This is a genomic window from Thermophagus sp. OGC60D27 (assembly GCF_052400625.1).
GTDB lineage: Bacteria > Bacteroidota > Bacteroidia > Bacteroidales > Marinilabiliaceae > Thermophagus.
On sequence record NZ_JBQTGH010000006.1, the window covers coordinates 60,057 to 78,864 of the forward strand.

Annotated in this window: 14 protein-coding genes and 1 pseudogene; 6 read left to right on the forward strand and 9 right to left on the reverse strand. The window is 38.7% G+C overall.

The window, feature by feature from the left end:
* Positions 1–27 precede the first annotated feature (27 nt).
* The 3 genes from ACT29H_RS08620 (at position 28) to htpG (ending at position 4,306) form a co-directional block, all read left to right on the forward strand.
* Positions 28–1,098: an iron chelate uptake ABC transporter family permease subunit gene (locus tag ACT29H_RS08620; protein WP_444821218.1), complete on the forward strand. Its 1,071-nt coding sequence runs from the start codon at positions 28–30 to the stop codon at positions 1,096–1,098.
* 20 nt (positions 1,099–1,118) lie between these two features.
* A complete protein-coding gene (locus ACT29H_RS08625) occupies positions 1,119–2,150 on the forward strand; it encodes an ABC transporter ATP-binding protein (protein ID WP_444821219.1) in 1,032 nt (343 codons plus the stop codon).
* 101 nt (positions 2,151–2,251) lie between these two features.
* Positions 2,252–4,306 carry a molecular chaperone HtpG gene (htpG, locus tag ACT29H_RS08630; RefSeq protein WP_444821220.1) on the forward strand — a complete coding sequence of 685 codons (2,055 nt, stop codon included), beginning with the start codon at positions 2,252–2,254 and terminating at the stop codon, positions 4,304–4,306.
* Positions 4,307–4,497: 191 nt separating this feature from the next.
* Here the strand turns inward: htpG and ACT29H_RS08635 are convergent, their stop codons facing one another.
* From ACT29H_RS08635 to ACT29H_RS08670, 8 genes are all read right to left on the reverse strand, one after another.
* Entirely contained in the window at positions 4,498–5,250 is a 753-nt protein-coding gene (locus tag ACT29H_RS08635; protein WP_444821221.1) for a tetratricopeptide repeat protein, read from the reverse strand.
* A 134-nt stretch (positions 5,251–5,384) separates the two neighbouring features.
* A complete protein-coding gene (locus ACT29H_RS08640) occupies positions 5,385–7,310 on the reverse strand; it encodes a BatD family protein (protein ID WP_444821222.1) in 1,926 nt (641 codons plus the stop codon).
* A gap of 80 nt (positions 7,311–7,390) precedes the next feature.
* Positions 7,391–8,101, reverse strand: coding sequence for a tetratricopeptide repeat protein (locus tag ACT29H_RS08645; RefSeq protein ID WP_444821223.1), 711 nt, complete (start codon positions 8,099–8,101; stop codon positions 7,391–7,393).
* A gap of 100 nt (positions 8,102–8,201) precedes the next feature.
* Positions 8,202–9,257, reverse strand: coding sequence for a vWA domain-containing protein (locus tag ACT29H_RS08650; protein ID WP_444821224.1), 1,056 nt, complete (start codon positions 9,255–9,257; stop codon positions 8,202–8,204).
* 34 nt (positions 9,258–9,291) lie between these two features.
* Complete coding sequence (locus tag ACT29H_RS08655) at positions 9,292–10,281, reverse strand: vWA domain-containing protein (RefSeq protein WP_444821225.1); 990 nt, start codon at positions 10,279–10,281, stop codon at positions 9,292–9,294.
* Between the two features lie 15 nt (positions 10,282–10,296).
* Entirely contained in the window at positions 10,297–11,325 is a 1,029-nt protein-coding gene (locus tag ACT29H_RS08660) for a hypothetical protein (RefSeq protein WP_444821226.1), read from the reverse strand.
* A 1-nt stretch (position 11,326) separates the two neighbouring features.
* A complete protein-coding gene (locus tag ACT29H_RS08665; RefSeq protein WP_444821227.1) occupies positions 11,327–12,196 on the reverse strand; it encodes a DUF58 domain-containing protein in 870 nt (289 codons plus the stop codon).
* Positions 12,197–12,398: 202 nt separating this feature from the next.
* Positions 12,399–13,394, reverse strand: coding sequence for an AAA family ATPase (locus tag ACT29H_RS08670; RefSeq protein WP_444821228.1), 996 nt, complete (start codon positions 13,392–13,394; stop codon positions 12,399–12,401).
* A 604-nt stretch (positions 13,395–13,998) separates the two neighbouring features.
* Between ACT29H_RS08670 and ACT29H_RS08675 the strand changes: the two genes are divergently transcribed.
* A complete protein-coding gene (locus tag ACT29H_RS08675; RefSeq protein ID WP_444821229.1) occupies positions 13,999–14,208 on the forward strand; it encodes a (2Fe-2S)-binding protein in 210 nt (69 codons plus the stop codon).
* Here the strand turns inward: ACT29H_RS08675 and ACT29H_RS08680 are convergent.
* Positions 14,194–15,399, reverse strand: a complete 1,206-nt coding sequence (locus ACT29H_RS08680; protein WP_444821230.1) for an S-adenosylmethionine:tRNA ribosyltransferase-isomerase — start codon at positions 15,397–15,399, stop codon at positions 14,194–14,196. The genes ACT29H_RS08675 and ACT29H_RS08680 overlap by 15 nt on opposite strands.
* 372 nt (positions 15,400–15,771) lie before the next feature.
* On the opposite strand from ACT29H_RS08680, the gene ACT29H_RS08685 reads away from it, so the two are divergent.
* Together ACT29H_RS08685 and ACT29H_RS08690 are read left to right on the forward strand one after the other, a co-directional pair.
* The gene (locus ACT29H_RS08685) at positions 15,772–16,833 is read left to right on the forward strand and encodes a DUF2027 domain-containing protein (protein ID WP_444821231.1); all 1,062 of its coding nucleotides are present in this window, start codon (positions 15,772–15,774) and stop codon (positions 16,831–16,833) included.
* A 635-nt stretch (positions 16,834–17,468) separates the two neighbouring features.
* Positions 17,469–18,808, forward strand: a pseudogene (locus tag ACT29H_RS08690) (hypothetical protein); the annotation flags it as partial.

The following is an 18,808-nucleotide window of genomic DNA, read 5'->3' on the forward strand; positions in this document are numbered from 1 at the left end:
TCGCAAAAAAATAATTGAGTTAAATAGATGGAAGAAATAATAGGTTTCCATTTGGTTAAAAGACCAAAGATAGTTTTGTGGCTTATTTGCCTTTTTGTTCTTTCGCTTTCATTGTTTTTGCTAAATCTTGTTTTTGGTTCTATACACATTCCAATAGAGGCAATTCTGAAAATACTAAGTGGCAAACCCTATGAAAATGAAAGCTGGTATTTTATTGTTTTAAAAAGTCGGTTGCCTCAAACGTTGACAGCCATGCTGGCGGGTGCAGGCTTGGCCGTTGGAGGTCTGCAAATGCAGACATTATTTAGAAATCCACTGGCAGGTCCATCGATATTGGGAATTAGCTCGGGCGCTGGTTTGGGGGTCGCAATAGTATTGATGTTGGCAGGGAAAGTGGGAGGCATCGCCATAAGTCATATGGGCTGGGCGGGCCATCTTTCCGTTGCTGTAGCGGCATTTGGTGGCGCCATACTGGTATTAATGCTGGTGTTGTTTTTATCTCGTCATTTGAAAGATAATGCAGTGTTGCTCATAGTCGGGATTATGGTTGGGTATGCGGCCTCTGCCTTGGTGGGGATATTAAAGTTTTATAGTATGAAGGAGGATGTTCATGCCTATGTTATTTGGGGACTTGGTAGTTTTTCTACTGTCACATGGTCGCAAATGCAAATTTTGTTTCCGGTTGTTCTTTTAGGTTTAATGGGATCCTACTTCCTGGTAAAGCCCTTAAATGTTATGTTGTTGGGAGAACAGTATGCTGGAAATCTTGGCGTTAATATTCGTGTTTCAAGGTTTTTAATCATATTATTGACAGGATTGCTTACAGCTTCTATAACCGCCTTTTGCGGTCCCATTGCCTTTCTGGGGCTGGCAGTGCCCCATTTGACCAAAGGGCTGTTCCGTACATCCGATCATAAAGTGCTGCTTCCGGCGGTTATTCTATTGGGTGTTTCTGTGGCTTTATTTTCTAATTTAATTGCTCGTATGCCTGGGTTTGAAGGTTCGTTACCCATTAATGCCGTGACCAGTATGATCGGTGCTCCGGTGGTGATTTCAGTAATTCTTCGGAGGAGGAATATCAGAACGCCCGGTGTGTGAAATTCACAAAAAGGTTTATCATGTCCAATACATTACAACCATTAATAAAGACCCATAATCTAGCCATCGGCTATAAGAGTAAGGGGCAGGACGTGCGTTCCTTGCATTCCGATATCAATGTGAAGCTCAATGCCGGTGAATTTGTGTGTTTACTTGGTCCTAATGGGGCAGGAAAATCCACTTTGCTTCAGACAATGTGCGGATTTATCCCCGAACTGGATGGTGTTGTTTTTATCAATAATCGTCCTATTTCTTCTGTCTCAGGAAAAGAGTTGTCCTTAATGGTGAGTGTGGTGTTGACCGAAAGGATAGAGGTTTCTAATATGACGGTATTCGATTTGGTTTCTTTGGGGCGAAGTCCTTATACAGGTTTTTTTGGTCGTATGAGAAAGAGGGATGTTAAAAAAGTGAAAGAGGCTATTTCCGCTGTAGGATTGAACGGTTTTGAGTCGAGGCTTCTGGTTCAAATGAGCGATGGCGAGCGACAAAAGGCCATGATTGCAAAAGCTTTGGTGCAAGAGACTCCTTTGATTGTGCTGGATGAGCCTACTGCTTTTTTGGATTTGCCCAGTCGCATTGAGCTGATGCATCTTTTACGACAACTTTCCCACACTCGTAACAAGGGCATTCTTCTTTCTACCCATGACTTGGATCTCGCACTTCAAATGGCGGACAAGGTTTGGCTTTTGGCTGAAGGGAAAAAGATGGAAAGCGGAACACCTGAAGATCTCGTTCTTACCAATGAATTCAGACGTTTTTTTGAGCGTGAAGGAATATTGTTTGATAATAATACAGGGCAGTTTACAATTGATGAAAAAAAATTAAAAACAATTCGTCTTGTCGGGAAGGGAATTGAATATAAGTGGGTGAGTCGTGCATTGGCCCGAAAAGGTTTTGCTTCTTCTGATGAACCGGTATCGGGTATGGAAGTGGAAATTCGCTCGGATGGTCATCCTGAGTATTTGCTCACCGGCCCTTCGGGAAAAACCCATAGATTGAGGACCATTGAAGATTTGCTTGATCAGATTGATACTGAAAATAGTTCTTTATGATCAAGAGAGCTCTGCCTATATGTCAGTATCCTTTCTTTGGCATAGCCTTTGTTTTTAGAGTGCCGACATTTTAGTTGAATCCATTTAAATCGTATAGAGTTATGCAAAAAGGGAAAATTGGTGTTAGTACCGACAACATCTTTCCAATAATTAAAAAATATCTGTATTCTGATCACGAGATCTTTTTGCGTGAACTGGTTTCCAATGCAGTAGATGCCACGCAAAAGCTTAATACGCTTGCACGTATTGGAGATTTTAAGGGTGAAACGGGAGACGTGACCGTCCGAGTTTCTGTTGACGATAAGAAGAAAACTATTACTATTTCGGACAGGGGTGTTGGGATGACCGCTGAAGAGATTGATAAATACATCAATCAGGTTGCGTTTTCAGGGGCCAACGATTTCCTTGAGAAATATAAAAATGATGCCAATGCCATTATCGGACATTTTGGAATGGGATTTTATTCGGCATTCATGGTATCCAAAAAAGTAGAAATACACACTTTGTCATACCGTGATGGTGCAAAAGCCGTTAAATGGGAATGTGACGGAAGTCCTGAATATTCTATCGAAGAAATCGATAAAAAAGACAGGGGAACCGATATTATTTTGTTCATTGATGATGAGAACCAACATTTTGCTGCTAAGGGAGAAATCGAACGGTTACTGAAAAAGTACTGTCGCTTTTTGCCCGTACCCATTGCCTTCGGTAAAAAAACTAAATGGGAAGACGGTAAAGAAGTTGAAACCGATGAAGAAAATATCATTAATGATACTCATCCTTTGTGGACACAAAAGCCTTCCAATCTGAAGGAGGAAGATTATAAAAAGTTTTATCGTGATCTTTATCCGATGGCGGAAGAGCCTTTGTTTAATATTCATCTGAATGTCGATTATCCCTTTAATCTGACCGGGATTCTTTATTTCCCTAAGATTAGAAATAACATAGAAATTCAAAAGAATAAAATTCAACTCTATTGCAATCAGGTGTATGTGACCGATTCGGTGGAAGGCATTGTGCCGGAATTCCTGACGCTTTTGCACGGAGTTATCGACTCCCCAGATATTCCTCTAAATGTTTCCAGATCATATCTTCAGAGTGATTCAAATGTTAAGAAGATCTCAGGTCACATAACCAAAAAGGTAGCAGACAGGTTAGATGAGATTTTCCGAAATGAAAGAAAATCTTTTGAAGAAAAATGGGACGATCTGAAAATATTTATTGAGTATGGAATGCTCACCGATGAGAAATTCTATGATCGGGCCCAAAAGTTTTCTTTGCTGAAGAATACTGAAGATAAGTTCTTTACCTTTGAAGAGTATAAAAATATTATAAAAGACAATCAAACCGATAAGGATAAGCAACTGGTTTATCTGTATGCTACCAATAAAGAAGATCAGTATTCCTTTATTGAAGCGGCCAAAAATAAAGGATATGATGTTCTAATGATGGATGGCCAACTGGATACGCACTTCATTAATCATTTGGAACAAAAATTTGAAAAAACCCGCTTTGTGAGAGTGGATAGTGATGTGCCTGAGAAGTTGATCCCTAAAGAAGAACAAAATGAATTAAAACTGTCGGATGCTGAAAAGGATAATCTGACACAATTGTTCAAATCGCAAACCCCTGAATTAGACAAGGCTAATTTTATTGTGTCTTTTGAAGCTTTATCTGCTGATGATAAACCTGTAATGATCACGCAGCAGGAATTTATGCGTAGGATGAAAGAAATGAGCCAAACAGGTGGTGGCCCTATGATGTTCTACGGAGAGATGCCTGATAGTTATAATCTGGTGGTTAATGGAAATCATCAATTGATTCGCAGAATAGCGGACGATTGTGAAAAGGAAGTCGGTGAAACCGCCAATGGGTTAAGAGAAAAAATCAATAATCTGGAAACAAAAAAATCAGAACTCGAGAAATCTAAAGAAGGAAAAAAAGAAGAAGAGATCCCGCAAGCCCAAAAAGAAGAACTGGAGGATGTGGAAAAGCAAATTATCGAGCTGAGGAAACAAAAAGATGAAGTATTAAAAGAATATGCCTCAAAAAACAAGCTGGTTTCTCAGCTTATTGATTTGGCTCTTCTTTCGAATAATATGTTGAAAGGAGAGGCTCTAAGCCGCTTTGTTAAGAGGAGTCTCGAATTAATTTAAATAAGTATTCCCTAAACGACGATAGTCCATGTCGGGTATTGATTCCCTTTAGTTGGGGCGTTGATACCCGACATTTTTTGAAAATCATTTGATGCTATATCTCAGTAAAGAATATGCATAGCGATGTGTTTATGCATGTTTGTTTTTATTGAGGCATTGTTGTTATATTGTCATCGTTAATCTTTAAATAATCAGATTACTTCAATTTCTGATTCATGAATCCAGCCTTCATTTCCGTCTTCAAGACGAATATTCCACCATTCACCTAACTTGGAGATCAGTTCTACTTTAGTGCCCTGATGCAGAACAAATAAATTGGTGCCACTCTGGTCAGGTGAACTTTTGATATTGACCGTCGGAGTAAAGATGATAGCATGGGTCCTGTTTACCAGTTTGTCTTTTTGATAGGATGAGAAACTGAAAGAAGTAATGGATAAGAGAATAAAAATTGCAGCGAATGCAAAGGCGACTTTTTTTATCAATGAACTATTGCCAAATAGATAAAAGCCACAACCAATCAAAAAAAGAACAAATGTAACGATGGAATAAACAGCCCATCCATCTGAATCGTTTAAATTTCGGATACTTTGAAACCATTTGGTGATAAAAAATTGATCTACCTTTTCAATTTTGTCTGCTGTTTGTTCATACGCCAGTCGCAGGTTATAACGGATGTCGTTGTTCTGTGGGGCCAAAAGTAGCGCACGCTCGTAATTGAGAATAGCTTCCGGCAATTTCCCTGATTTGTAATAGGCATTTCCCAAATTATAATAAAGGGTGGCACTTTCCAAACCAGACTGAAGAATGCTTTGGTACATCTCTATAGCCTGGTCAAACTTACCCTCTGAGTAAAATTGATTTCCTTGTTCAATACGATTATCCTGTGCCACTACATTTATTCCATAAAAAAGCCAGAGAACAAAGACAAATATTTTAGTTTTCATGTGTCTGAAAAATTTATTCGTTAAAATCAGATCTTTTGAAAGAATTGATTTATGTGCAACTGAATTAACGGTTTTATTGATGGTCAGGCTTAATATCATCTTCCCCGCCAATTGTCCCGGTTAACTTCAAGTTTTTATTTTATTTTTTTCTTTACATTTCGTTCGAGGCGACTTATTACATTAACCGCATTCTTGTAAAGATTTTTCTTCTCACTTTCAGAATCGTCAGGCGCATAACGTGCATATTCGCAGGTATCTAGGATTTCAAGTAACTGGTCAATGGTTTCCTGTTGTGCACCGTGACTTTTCAACTCATCCTTGACATTGTCGCGCGTGAGGTCAGCAACGGGGATAACTAGTTTATCACTTATATACCCCCACAAACCTCTAGACAGCTCTTCAAAAAAGGCCTCTTTATTTCCCGATTTAAGATGACTTGCTGCCTTTTTCAATCTTTTTTGTGCCAGTTTATTGGCACGTTTGGTTTTTTTGAGTTGTATGTTGGCATTTTCTTTTATCTTTTGTCTAAAGATGATGGAAACCAATACAAACAACAGGAATGGGATAAGATAACCGAGATAAAATTTCCATGTGCCGAAAAAGAATGTATTGGATGGTTTTAATGTTCCGTTTTTGGTTTTTATGTAACGGATATCCTGTCCTAGGAACTGAACACTTTCCCGACTTGTTGTTCCTATAGGGCCTGAAACATTTGAACGGTTGACAGGTGCATCAGTCTCACTTCCTTCCACCTTTATAACTACAGGCTTGCTTTTTAGTGTTTTATATTTTCCTACTGAAGGATCAAAATAGACATATTCTACCGGAGGTATTTCATAAGTTCCCGGATGTCTGGGAATAATTAGTTGTTCATAGGTTTTGGTCCCTTTGTGCCCCAAATAAGTTGTTGACAGATTGGATGAAGTACTGGGATCAAAGACATCAAAATCGGGTGGAATGTTAAATTGAGGATCGCCGGCTACTTTTAGATTTCCTGTTCCGCTCAATACGGTCTTTAGTGTTATCCCGTCGTTGACATTGGCATTGTTCTGGGAAGTTGAAACCGACATGTTGAGCGATCCCACGTATCCGGAAAAATTATCGGGTTGGGGGGTCGGTAAAGGCTTGACATTAATGGTTAAACCTTTGGAAGTAACGGTTTTCTTTACAGTACGATATGTGTCGAAAAAGTTATCGAAAATATTGGTAGATTGTCGTGTATTTCTTATCCTGACAAGAAATTCAATGGATATGGGCTCAATCTTAATGGTTCCGCTACGTTGCGGAAAAAGGATTTTCTGATTATAAGTTCCGACGCGGTACGTCTTACCATTTAAGTTTTCCAGAGTCCATTCAATATTGTCATTTCCAGTCAGGTCTTCAGCGATAAAGCTACGGAAGGAGGGATGTTGGATGTCGCTTATCCCTTCCAAATTTACCCTGGTGTATATTTTAGTGGTAATCAGTACCGGTTGGCTTTGGTAAACGCTTTTTTTATTGGCTTGCATCGTAATGAAAAGATCACCTGAGGGAACAACGCCGGTGGAAGATTCGCTGGTAGCCCCTTGTTGTGTAGCGGCTGCCTGATTTTCAGCTTTTACTACCTTTATTGTTATACTATTTGACTGATATTTTTTTCCATCCACTTCAATGGTTGCGGGATCGATAGTAAATGTTCCTGTTTGTTCTGCCTTCAGGATATAAGTGTAAGAGTATTCCTGTTCCCTACTAACCTTCCCGTTAATGATTTGTACTGAAGATCGTTGAGACATTGTGGGGCCCATAAGGATACTAAATGGTGACATATCCGGTACCCTAAGATCTTCTCCCTCACTGTTAAGGGAATATACCAATTGAAATTTTTGCCCTTGAACTACCGCATTGGGAGCGGTGACTTTAAATTCTACTTCTGCAGCTGAACTATCAAAGCTGCACAGTGTCAGAATCCCAAATATTAAAAGAATGAGTCTGCTTTTGAGTACATTCTCTTTATATAAATTGTATTTATCTCGAGGCATTAATAAAACAAGACCGTTAAGATTATTTAAATATGCGTTCATAACTGTTTTTTGCAAACAAGATTAATTGAATGGTAAAAATAGCTTATTTAGCAATACCATATCATAAATTGTATCTGGGGTTACCAGTTCTTTTCAATACGTCTTTGTTGTTGTTGTTGGGCTTTTTTAATTTTTTTCTGCAATTTTTCTTCATCTTCTTCCAGCGACTTCAGGATCCTTTCTGCATCTTCTTTTGAGATCTGTTGCTGTTGCTGCTGTTGTTGTTGCTGCTGTTGTTGCTGATTATCTTTATTCTGTTGATCCTGATTCTGTTGATTCTGTTGCTGCTGTTGTTCTTGTTCTTTTTGTTCTTCCTGTTTGTCTTTGTTTTTATCCTGATTTTGTTTGTTTTGTTCTTGTTGCTTTAACATCTTTTGAGCGGCAATTAAGTTGTATCTAGTCTCATTGTCTTCAGGATCGTTCCTTAAGGCTTCCTTATAGGCCTCAATACTTTTATCATATTGTTGCTTGGCAAAAAAAGCATTTCCAATATTGTGATAGACATCCGAGATCTTTTGTTTATCGTTGGAACTGTTGCGTATGGCTTGAAATTGCTCCAATGCTTCGTCTACCTTTTCTTGTTTAAAAAGTGCATCTCCCAGATTAAATCGTGCGTCAAAGCTTTCCGGATTTTTCTCAAGCGCTTTTCTAAATTCAATTTCCGACTCTACATATTTTTTTTCTTCAAAATATTCATGGCCGTTTCGAATGAAACGACGTTCGTTCTGGGCCGATGTTCCAATACTTATACCGGAAAGTATGAGTAAAGCTATTATATAATTGAACCTCATGGCAAAACCTTTTATTATTGTTCTCTTTGTCTTATGACAGGATTCCTGCATATATCTGACAAAGGGTATATGTTTTCTGAGAAAATCAACGTCCAATAAACTATATTTCTTCATCCCTTTTGTGTTCATCTACAGTAAACAGATCAATATTTTTCAACAATTTGTTTTTTCTTTCCAGAATAATGAATTCAATCAACAAAATTAATATGATCAGAGCGACCGGATATTGGAACTGATCGTCATAGTCAGTGTAAATCTTCGATTCTATTTCACTCTTTTTTAGTCCACCTAATTCATCTATCAGGTCGTTGATTCCTGCTCTCAGATTGTTGGCTGGGATGTATTTTCCTTCTCCAACATTGGCAATATCTTTCAATAGCGCGGGGTTCATTTTTGTAATAACTACGTTTCCCTGGTTATCTTTCATAAAACTACTTTGATTCCCAGGGGTTACAGGAATGGGGGCCCCATCAGGTAGTCCCATTCCTACAGTGTAAACTTTGATGCCTTTTTCGAGTGCTTCTTTGGCTGCAATGATTGCATCATCTTCATGGTTTTCTCCATCTGTTATGACAACAATGGCTCTGTTTATTCCTTCTTGATGGCTAAATGAGTTGTTGGCTAATCTAATGGCCGATCCGATGGCGGTACCTTGCGTTGGAACCATATTGGTGTTGATACCTGACAAAAAGAGTTTTGCTGAAGCATAGTCAGAGGTAATAGGTAATTGCACATATGCATCCCCGGCAAATACAATGAGTCCTATTCGGTCGTTGACCATTTTGTCTGCAAGTCGTTCAATGGCTAGTTTGGCACGAGCAAGCCTACTAGGTTGAACATCGGTTGCATTCATGCTGTTGGAAACATCCAGTGCTATAATCAGTTCGATTCCTTTTCGTTTTACTGTTTCCAACTTTGTGCCAAACTGAGGTGATGCAAGGGTTATTATCAATAGTGCCAAAGCGAGTAGCAATAAATAAAATTTAACGACAGGACGTACGTATGAAACATCCGGCATCAAGTGATTTATCAATTCAAGATTACCGAATTTTTTTAGTTTCTTCTTTCGTTGGTATCTGAAAATTAGTTGAACAAACGCTAATATTGGAATTAATACCAACAAATATAGATATTCAGGGTGTCCAAATCGAAACATACAGACTAATTTTTAAACGATTAAGACCATTCTGTCAGGGCAGATTTCTGAGAACGGTATTTTTTAATAATATTTCGGCTAGCAGTAATATCAGAGCTGCCAAAGCAAAAGGAATAAACTCTTCCGACCGTTTGGAGTATTCCTTGACCTGTATTTTGGTTTTTTCCATTTGGTCGATTTTTTCATAAATCTCCTTCAATTTATTTTTGTTTGTAGCTCTGAAATATTCTCCGCCTGTCATGTTGGCAATTTCTTTGAGCATATCCTCATCAATTTTCACTTCCATTTGCTGCACCTGTTGGCCAAAAACGGTATTGACGGGGAAGGGGGCTGTACCGATACTTCCAACGCCGATGGTATAGACTCTAATTCCAAAGCTTTTGGCTATCTCCGCGGCGGTAAGAGGGTGGATTTCGCCACGATTATTCACTCCGTCTGTAAGTAAAATGATTACCTTGCTTTTAGCGTCGCTGTCTTTTATCCTGCTTACGGCCGTCGATAATCCCATACCGATAGCAGTTCCATCCTCCAGCATCCCAAAGCTGACATCCTGAATGAGATTGATAAGTGCAGCGTGATCGATGGTCAATGGACATTGGGTAAAACTTTCTGCTGCAAAAATTACCAAACCCATTTTGTCATTAGGACGACCCGAAATAAATTCAATAGCCACATCTTTGGCGGCCTCCAGTCGGTTGGGCTTAAAGTCCATGGCTTGCATACTGCCAGAAATATCCAATGACACCATAATATCGATCCCTTCGGTCGTTACTTCTCTCAGATTATTGGTCGATTGTGGTCGTGCCAAAGCAATAATGAGCAATATCAGGGTGAGGCATCTTAACACAAACGGGAGGTGCCTCAAATATGTTTTTCGGGATTTTCGAATGGCCGAAAAACCCTTTAATGTGGAAATTTGTAAGGATGCATTAAGTTCCCTATGCTTCCACAAATACCAACCAATCATTGGCAGTAGTAGAAGTAGCAGGAAAAAGAAATGCGGATGTTGAAATGTATAGTTCATTCCTTATCAAGGTTGTTACGGTTCAACTTTTTCTGTTTTATCTTTCAGTTCCTGCGCCTGTTCTTCTGGCGTGGAAACTTCTTCGTATTTGGTTTGATTGACGAAGAAATAAGCATTCATAAGTGAAAGATCATTTTCATCGGGTAGAGGTTCCATCTTGGCAAACTTTACAAGATCAGCCAATTCTAAAACCTGGCGCAGACGATCTGCTATTTTATCATCCGGCAATTCAATTTTAGAAATTGAATTCATTATTTCTGATGTGATTTGCTCTGGAGCAGGTATTCCATACCTGTGTTCCAAATATTTTCTTAGAATATCGGTCAGGCTGGAATGGAATTCCTTGGGATGACCTTTTTGCCAAAGTTTTGCTTCTTTAAGATGGTCTAGTTCTCTTAAGGCTATTATGTGAGCCGGTTCTTTGGGTTTTTCCCTGATAAAGGCTGAAATGGGATTTTTCCGTTTCACATAAAAATAGATCCCCGCTGCAATTAAAATGGCAACGATAAGACCTCCAAAAATCCAAGGCAAAAATCGATAAAGTTCGGATAGCTTGAAGGGTGCATAGAGAGGACCTTTAATGTCCGTAATTCCCTTTTGAGGATCCACCTCTTCGAATGGATTAACCACCATAAGTCCTAAAGCGTTCGTTTTTTTTATGGATTGGAGCTGTTCCGATGCTAATTCGAATTCAATAGGAGGGATATAGTGTAAACCACTGTCGAATGAGGTGATTCTGATTACTTTTTTTACAGAAATACGGTCATTCCCTAGCTCTGTGGTATCCAGAGCCGATTGTTCAATTATTTCAATACTTTTTGTGATGGTATCGCTGAATTGCGGAAAAACCACTTTTATTCCTTTGGTTTGAGCCACCTCTAATGTCAGATTCATTTGACCCCCAATCACCATAAGCGTAGAATCGGGCGTCGCAGATACTGAATAATTTTGTGCCCTGGTATTACCCGAGCCAATAATAGCCAGTAGTAAAAATACCAAGGCCGGATATTTTGAAATATGTATAAAAAATGGTTTGTACCCCATCTTAAGCTCGTTTTTTAAAGAGTGAAATGAGTGCTTTAACATAGTCTTCATTGGTTGGTACTGCCACATTGTCAACACCGCTTCTTGAAAAAGCATTGTGAAGTTTTTCCTCGGTCTGAGTCCACCATTCCTTATAGGCTTCACGAGTTTTTCTATTCGAAGTGTTGATCCATGAAAATTTTCCGGTTTCGGCATCTTTAAGCTTAACAAATCCTATATTCGGCATTTCGGTTTCTCTTGGGTCATAAACCCTGAGAGCCACCACATCGTGCTTATGATTGGCAATTTTCAGAGAATCCTCGAAACCTTCATCCATAAAATCGGATATGACAAATGTTGTGCAGCGTTTTCGTATGGCATTGGTCAAGTAGCGAAGAGCCTCTGAAATGTTGGTGCCACGGTTTTCCGGACTGAAGCTGATTAATTCCCGAATAATATACAGAATATGCTTCCGACCTTTTTTGGGTGGAATAAATTTTTCAATTCGGTCAGAAAAAAAGATGACACCGATTTTGTCGTTGTTTTGTATGGCAGAGAAAGCCAGCACAGCTGCCATTTCGGTGATCATGTTTTTTTTGAACCGCCATGTGGTTCCAAATTCACGCGAGCCGGAAACATCTATCATCAGCATGACCGTCAGTTCACGTTCTTCTTCAAAAACTTTCACATAGGGATGATTGAACCGCGCTGTTACGTTCCAATCGATATTACGAATATCATCACCATACTGATATTCACGTACTTCACTGAACATCATTCCTCTTCCTTTAAAAGCGGAATGATACTCTCCTGCAAAAATATTACTAGAGAGACCTCGAGTTTTGATTTCAATCTGACGTACGCGTTTTAAAATGTCTGTTGCTTCAGTCATTTCTTTATGTTTACCTGGTGGCTTGATAGATTTTGTCTTTTATAAAACCTATCAAAAACCCATTCACGACTAATCACTCCATTATATAAACTTTGAATAATTCTGCTTCGCTTTCAGCAGAAGGAAGCCTGTCACTTCGCATTTCAAAATCCGGATGCAGCTCAAATAGATGAACTGTTCACTATAAACTTAAATATCTCCTCTAGGGGACTTCTACAGTGTTGAGTATTTCACTGATGATATCTTCGGAAGTAAGATTGTTGGCTTCAGCTTCGTAGGAAAGACCAATCCGGTGTCGCAACACATCGAAGCAAACGGCCCGGACATCTTCAGGAATTACATATCCACGCCTTTTTATAAATGCGTAAGCTTTGGCAGCCATTGATAAACTAATACTGGCACGTGGCGATCCTCCGTAGGAGATCATATCATTAAATTTCTCCAGGCCGTATTGATCCGGGAATCGAGTAGCAAAAACGATATCTACAATGTATTTTTCAATTTTTTCGTCCATGTAAACATCTTTTACCACTTTTCTGGCGCGGAGAATATCTTCCGGTTTAATAATGCTGTTAGCTTGGGGAAATTGCTGGGCCAGATTATGACGAATAATGAGTTGCTCTTCGGACTTTTGTGGGTAATCGATGATCACCTTGAGCATGAAACGGTCAACCTGTGCTTCAGGTAGCGGATATGTTCCTTCCTGCTCTATGGGGTTTTGGGTGGCCATAACCAAAAAAGGACTCGGAAGCGAATAGGTGTGATCGCCAATGGTTACCTGACGTTCCTGCATGGCCTCCAGTAGGGCACTTTGTACTTTCGCTGGGGCTCTGTTGATCTCATCGGCCAGAACAAAATTGGTGAAAATGGGACCTTTCTTTACTACAAATTCTTCATTCTTTTGACTGTAAATCATCGTACCCAAAAGGTCGGCCGGAAGAAGATCGGGCGTGAACTGTATACGGCTGAAATCGGCATTCACTACTTTTGAAAGGGTGGTGATGGCCAATGTCTTCGCGAGACCGGGAACACCTTCCAACAGAATGTGACCATCGGAAAGCAGTCCTATGAGTAAGCTTTCTACCAAATGTTTTTGACCAACAATAACTTTGTTCATTTCAATGGTCAACAGATCAACAAACGAACTTTCTTCTTTTATACGTTCATTTAATTCTTTAATATTTACTGATTGGTCCATGAGACTATTTTTTTGATAATTTTTGGTGATGAAATATTGCAAAACCGGGTCTAAATTATCAAAAATTGTTCCAATAAAGGGATGTAAAAGGTAAAAATGTTGATTTTGTTTGGGACTATAGTTGTATGTGTTTTTTACAATTTGTTTTAAACTATTACTGTAAATTGTGGGAGACTAATGATAATAGTTTGAGGTCCTTTGATTAAAGCAGGTCTCTTGGTTATTTTTAATACCTCAAAAAGCAACCTGAGGTTCATTTAATAATTATTTAAACCGATAATCACAAAAACAAAACCAATTAGGGTTTAGGATTTTTACCAGGCTGATCCAATAATTGGAATTGCCCCTATTCGGTAACATCAGAGAGACAGTAATAGTTCTTCATAATCATCTTAGTATGTTGCCATTATTTCGTGTAATTCTAAAAGGCGTTATGTTCATAAAAATGGTTCCAGACCCCTCGCTTGGATTTTATTGAGGTACTATTGGATGACAGGGGCTCAATTTCTTTTGGAATTCTCCATTGCTCTATTCTGAGTCTAATTGTCCGTGAATGTTTCCCCGAATCAATGATTTAAACTAATTTTGCACAAAAAAATCAGCAATGATGGAATTTGAAAACAATGATATTGTTTGTCGTCACCTGCAGCTCACAAAAGGTGAAATTATTAAAGTTATTCGTGAAAAGCATCTAAGTACTTTTGAAGAGATCCAAGATGAAACCGATGCAGCTACAGTTTGTGGCTCCTGTGCTGCCGATATAGAGGCCATTCTTGAAGAAGAGTTAAAAATTAGGGCTTTAGGGAAGGAGTGATTTCCACAAAAGAGATGAGTCACCGTAGCTAAGAAAACGGTATTTGTTTTTCAGGGCGTGCGAATAGATTTTTTTCCACTCTTCACCTACCAATGACGCAATCAGCAACAATAATGTGCTTTTGGGCTGATGGAAGTTAGTAACAATCGCATCAATGGTTTTAATTTTATAACCTGGGGCAATGATGATGGCGGTAGATCCTTCAAAATGACTTTTTCCACTGTTTTCTGTTGCATTAATGAGGTTATCCAGTGCATTTTCAAAAGTAAGGGTGCCTATAGTATTGTATGGTGTCCACTGTCCTATGTGATGGAACGGTTTTTTGAGGTGGCACAAGACGCCAGCCCAGTAGAGAGACTCCAAAGTTCGCAGAGAGGTTGTTCCCACTGCTATTCGAATGCCATTATGGTTTCGAATGTTCTTTAAGGTTTCTACAGAAATTCTGAAATGTTCGGTGTGCATTTCATGGTCGGCGACATTTTCACTTTTCACCGGCCTAAATGTTCCGGCACCAACATGTAAGGTTAGTTTTTGAAGGGCTACCCCTTGCTTTTGAAGCCGATCTATTACTTGGTTGGTAAAATGAAGTCCCGCTGTCGGTGCAGCTACCGATCCTTGTTCTTTGGAGTAGACGGTTTGGTAACGTTCTGTGTCAATATCTTCTGATTCTCGATTAAGGTAGGGGGGAATAGGCGTTTTTCCCAGTGCTTCCATCAACTCAGAAAAAGTATATTCCGGATTTTCCCAGCTGAAACGAATGGCTAGGCCACCTGGGGTTTTGTTTACTTTCTCTGCCATCAGACGTATAATGGTCTCTCCCAGTTGGATACTTGTTTCCAAAGGGCCCTCCTTCCATTTCTTCAGATTCCCTACCATACAATTCCAAATAACTTCTTTGTTTTGGGCAAAAGCCTGTGCCAAGTCTACAGGATTGGCTGGTTCCAGACAAAATATCTCAATTTTGGCACCGGTCGATTTTTTAAATGGAAGTCTCGCTCTGATGACCTTCGTGTTATTAAAAATCATCATTGTATCGGAAGGAAGTAGATCCGGCAGATCCACAAAAATGTGATCACTGATTTCCCCTGATTTATAATGGAGTAGTTTGGATTGATCACGTTGGCTTAAAGGGTATTTGGCAATTCTTTCTTCCGGAAGGTCGTAATTAAAATCATTAATAGATATATTCATTTTGCGCTGATCGTCTTTATACTGTAGTTCCAAATAAACTTGCAAATTTAGATATTTCTGAAGAATATGAACCGACTGTAATAATATAATTATGGCAGGGATGAAAATTTTTTAAAGGTAAAATAGATAATCTCGAGGATTAATACCATAGTCCATTAGTAAAATGTAAGAGCAATATATTTCGGTGGAATTTTAGTGGCTCATTAGTCCTGGATTATTTGATTAGGGTTATCGTTGACCCCTTTAACCAAACGCAAATAGCTTTACTAAAAAATGTTTTACCTAATGATTTTACTCAAAAAGAAGTTGCATTGATTAAAAAACTTATCGGTCTGTTGATTTTTTTACCTTTGCATCAAAAGCAATACTTTTATGAAAAATAAAGACATTAAACCTGGTGATAAAGTAAGGTTTTTGAATGATGTGGGTGGCGGTGAAGTAACCCGAATAGATGGAAAAACTATTTACGTGATTGACGAAATCGGGTTTGAGGTGCCTGTTCCTGTTTCGGAAGTGGTGGTCGTTGAGCGTAAGAATGAAAATGTTTCAGAAAAATCTGGGGACTCTATTTTAACTCCGAATGAAGATAATGCAATTAACACATCGCATTCTGAGGCTATTGAGGATGAATCCCCATATATTGATCCCCACCATGATGATTTGAATCCGAGAATATATCTGGCGTTTACTTCGGAAAATATTAATAGCGGTGACCAAAAGGTTGATTTTTATATGGTCAACGATAGTAATTATTTTTGTTACTATCTAATTGCAGAGACCGGGGATGATGGTTTGGCCAGAGGCTTGTTTAGTGGAACTCTGCAACCTAATACAAAGGAATTTTTAGAGCAATTCTCGACGACCAAAATGGATGTCAGTTGGCATGTTCAATTGATTTTGCATAGAAAAGATAAACCTTCCAGACTTTTTGATCCCGTGAATGAACTTGTCAAAATTAAGGCTTATAGGTTTTATCGGGATAATGCATATAAGGACAATGATTTCTTTGACTACAAAGCAGTTCTAATTCCGGTGATAAAAAGCGAATTTGAGCGTCGTTTGGAAAATCTGTCTAAGAAAAAAACCCAAAGAATTATAAAAGAAAAAGAAGCCTCCAACGAAAAAAAAATTACTGCAAAAAAACAAAATCGCCCTGAAATTATAGAGGTTGATCTTCATATCCATGAACTTTTGGATAATACCAGTGGATTAACCAGTGCTGAAATCCTCAAAATACAATTGGATAAGTTTCATGCAGTGATGGAGGAACACCAAAAACTAAAGGGGCAAAAAATTGTATTTATTCATGGTATTGGCAACGGAACTTTAAAGCATGAGGTTAGACGCCAGTTAAATACCCGCTACAAAAAACATAGTTTTCAGGATGCTTCATTCCGAGAATATGGATATGGTGCCACTTTGGTGATAATTTGATGATATAGCATCAAAAGGTCTGTTAGGAACATCTGACATTACTGGTTAATTTATTGCTGTTAAAGTGTCAATATTCAATGCCATTCATTTTCAGAAATTCTTTTTGAAAAGGGGGTTTTAAGTCCCTTTACTTAGCCGCAGGTTTGACCAATGGTTAAAAAATGATGACGAATGGTGGTTGAGACCTATGCAGATGGAATTTCTTCCCCAAAATTAATGATTTAAAGATTGACATAAACCTCGATTTTATTGGGCGTAATGAAACAATGGGGGACGGGTGTGCGTACAAATTAAAGTAAAAATTTAGATGCTTTCTAAATTGTATAACATAAGAAATAATTATCGTCTGAAATTATCTGAGTGTGTTTATCATTCCTTTTTTTTAAGTGTTTGGAAAACAATCTTTTTTGTTTGTAATTCAAACCGATTTAACAATTGAAATCTTCGATTAATTGGAAGGTTTATAAAAAGAATCCCGAAGGAATTCATCCGTATTGATCAGATTTTTTCTTTTTGTTGATAATTTATTGTTCTGAAAGTATTTGAGAATAATTTATTAAATATATTTTTGCTGATTAAGAATCCGATGTGTTAATTAATATCAATAAAACACAGGTAACCCTAAACTGATGGTTATGAATAGAAGTTTACATTCTTTCGTTTTGTTGTTGACTTGTTTATTCTTTTTTTCGGGCAGTGGTTTGTTCGGACAGGGAAGAGATACCGGTGATGAGAATAATAATAATGAAGAAGAAGTTCCGTCTTTTTTAAAGGGACAAAGAAATAGTATTGATGATTTAGATGACAATTATTGTTCCAGTGGTAGTTATGATGATATTTATCTGGACCCTGCGGATATTCCTGCTGAAACTCAATATGTGAAATGGGAAATTAGAACCAATGTTGATGATGATAATCATAACGAATGGATAGACGAGATCGGTACCGCTCCTCAAAATGGCGTTCGCTTTTATCCTGATCGGGTTGAATCGGAGTATTTGGATGCGAGGATTTTTTTTCAATATTACTTTGTTGATGACCAAGGGATGGATATTGGTTCGGGTTACGATTATACTTATGTTCGTAAGAGTGCTGATGTCTATGATTTTGGAGAAGATAGTGAATTATGTGAGGGTGCCAGTGCGACACTTATCTTGGATGGATCTGAAACAGGGTTTGAATATCAGCTTTATCGCGATGGAATTGAAGTGGCTGGAGAAGTAAAAGCCGGTACTGGTAGTTCCATTAATTTTGAGGTTTCAACCGCCGGCACTTATACTGTTTCCGCTCAGCGTACCAGTGCTCCCTTGTGCATAATGGATATGTCTGGTAGCGCTGTTGTTACCATTTATCCCAACCCAGTTCCTGATCCTCAATCTAATGGTCCGGTTTGTCAAAATGAAGAGATTCAACTTTATGATGGGAACCCTTCTGTTTCCGGTTATGTCTATACCTGGAATGGGCCGGGATTACCGACTGCAGGACAGACAGGACATTCAATTACTGTCTCTGATCTTTCTGTTATTGGCACCCCGGGAACTTATAGTTATGATCTTACCATAACTGATACAAATAACCCTACCAATTGTGAAGTCACCCAAACGGTGAGTGTGACGGTTAATGAAGCGCCGGAAATTGTTGATATAGATAATAGTGGTCCTGCATGTGAAGGGGCTAATGTCTCATTTACAGTGACTGTTTCTGGAGGTACAGGGCCATACTCTTTCGCTTGGAGTGGTCCCAATGGTTTTAGCAGTACCGATCAAAATCCAATTCTTTCTAACGTTTCTATTTCCGATGCTGGCGATTATGAGGTCATTGTGACTGATGCTAATGGCTGCGGATCCGCCGTTGGAACGACTAGTTTAACGGTTAATGAAAATCCTTCAATTGACGCTGTCTCCAATGATGGTCCGGTCTGTGAAGGGGGTACAGTGAACCTTTCTGTCTCGGTTTCCGGTGGCACCGGTCCCTA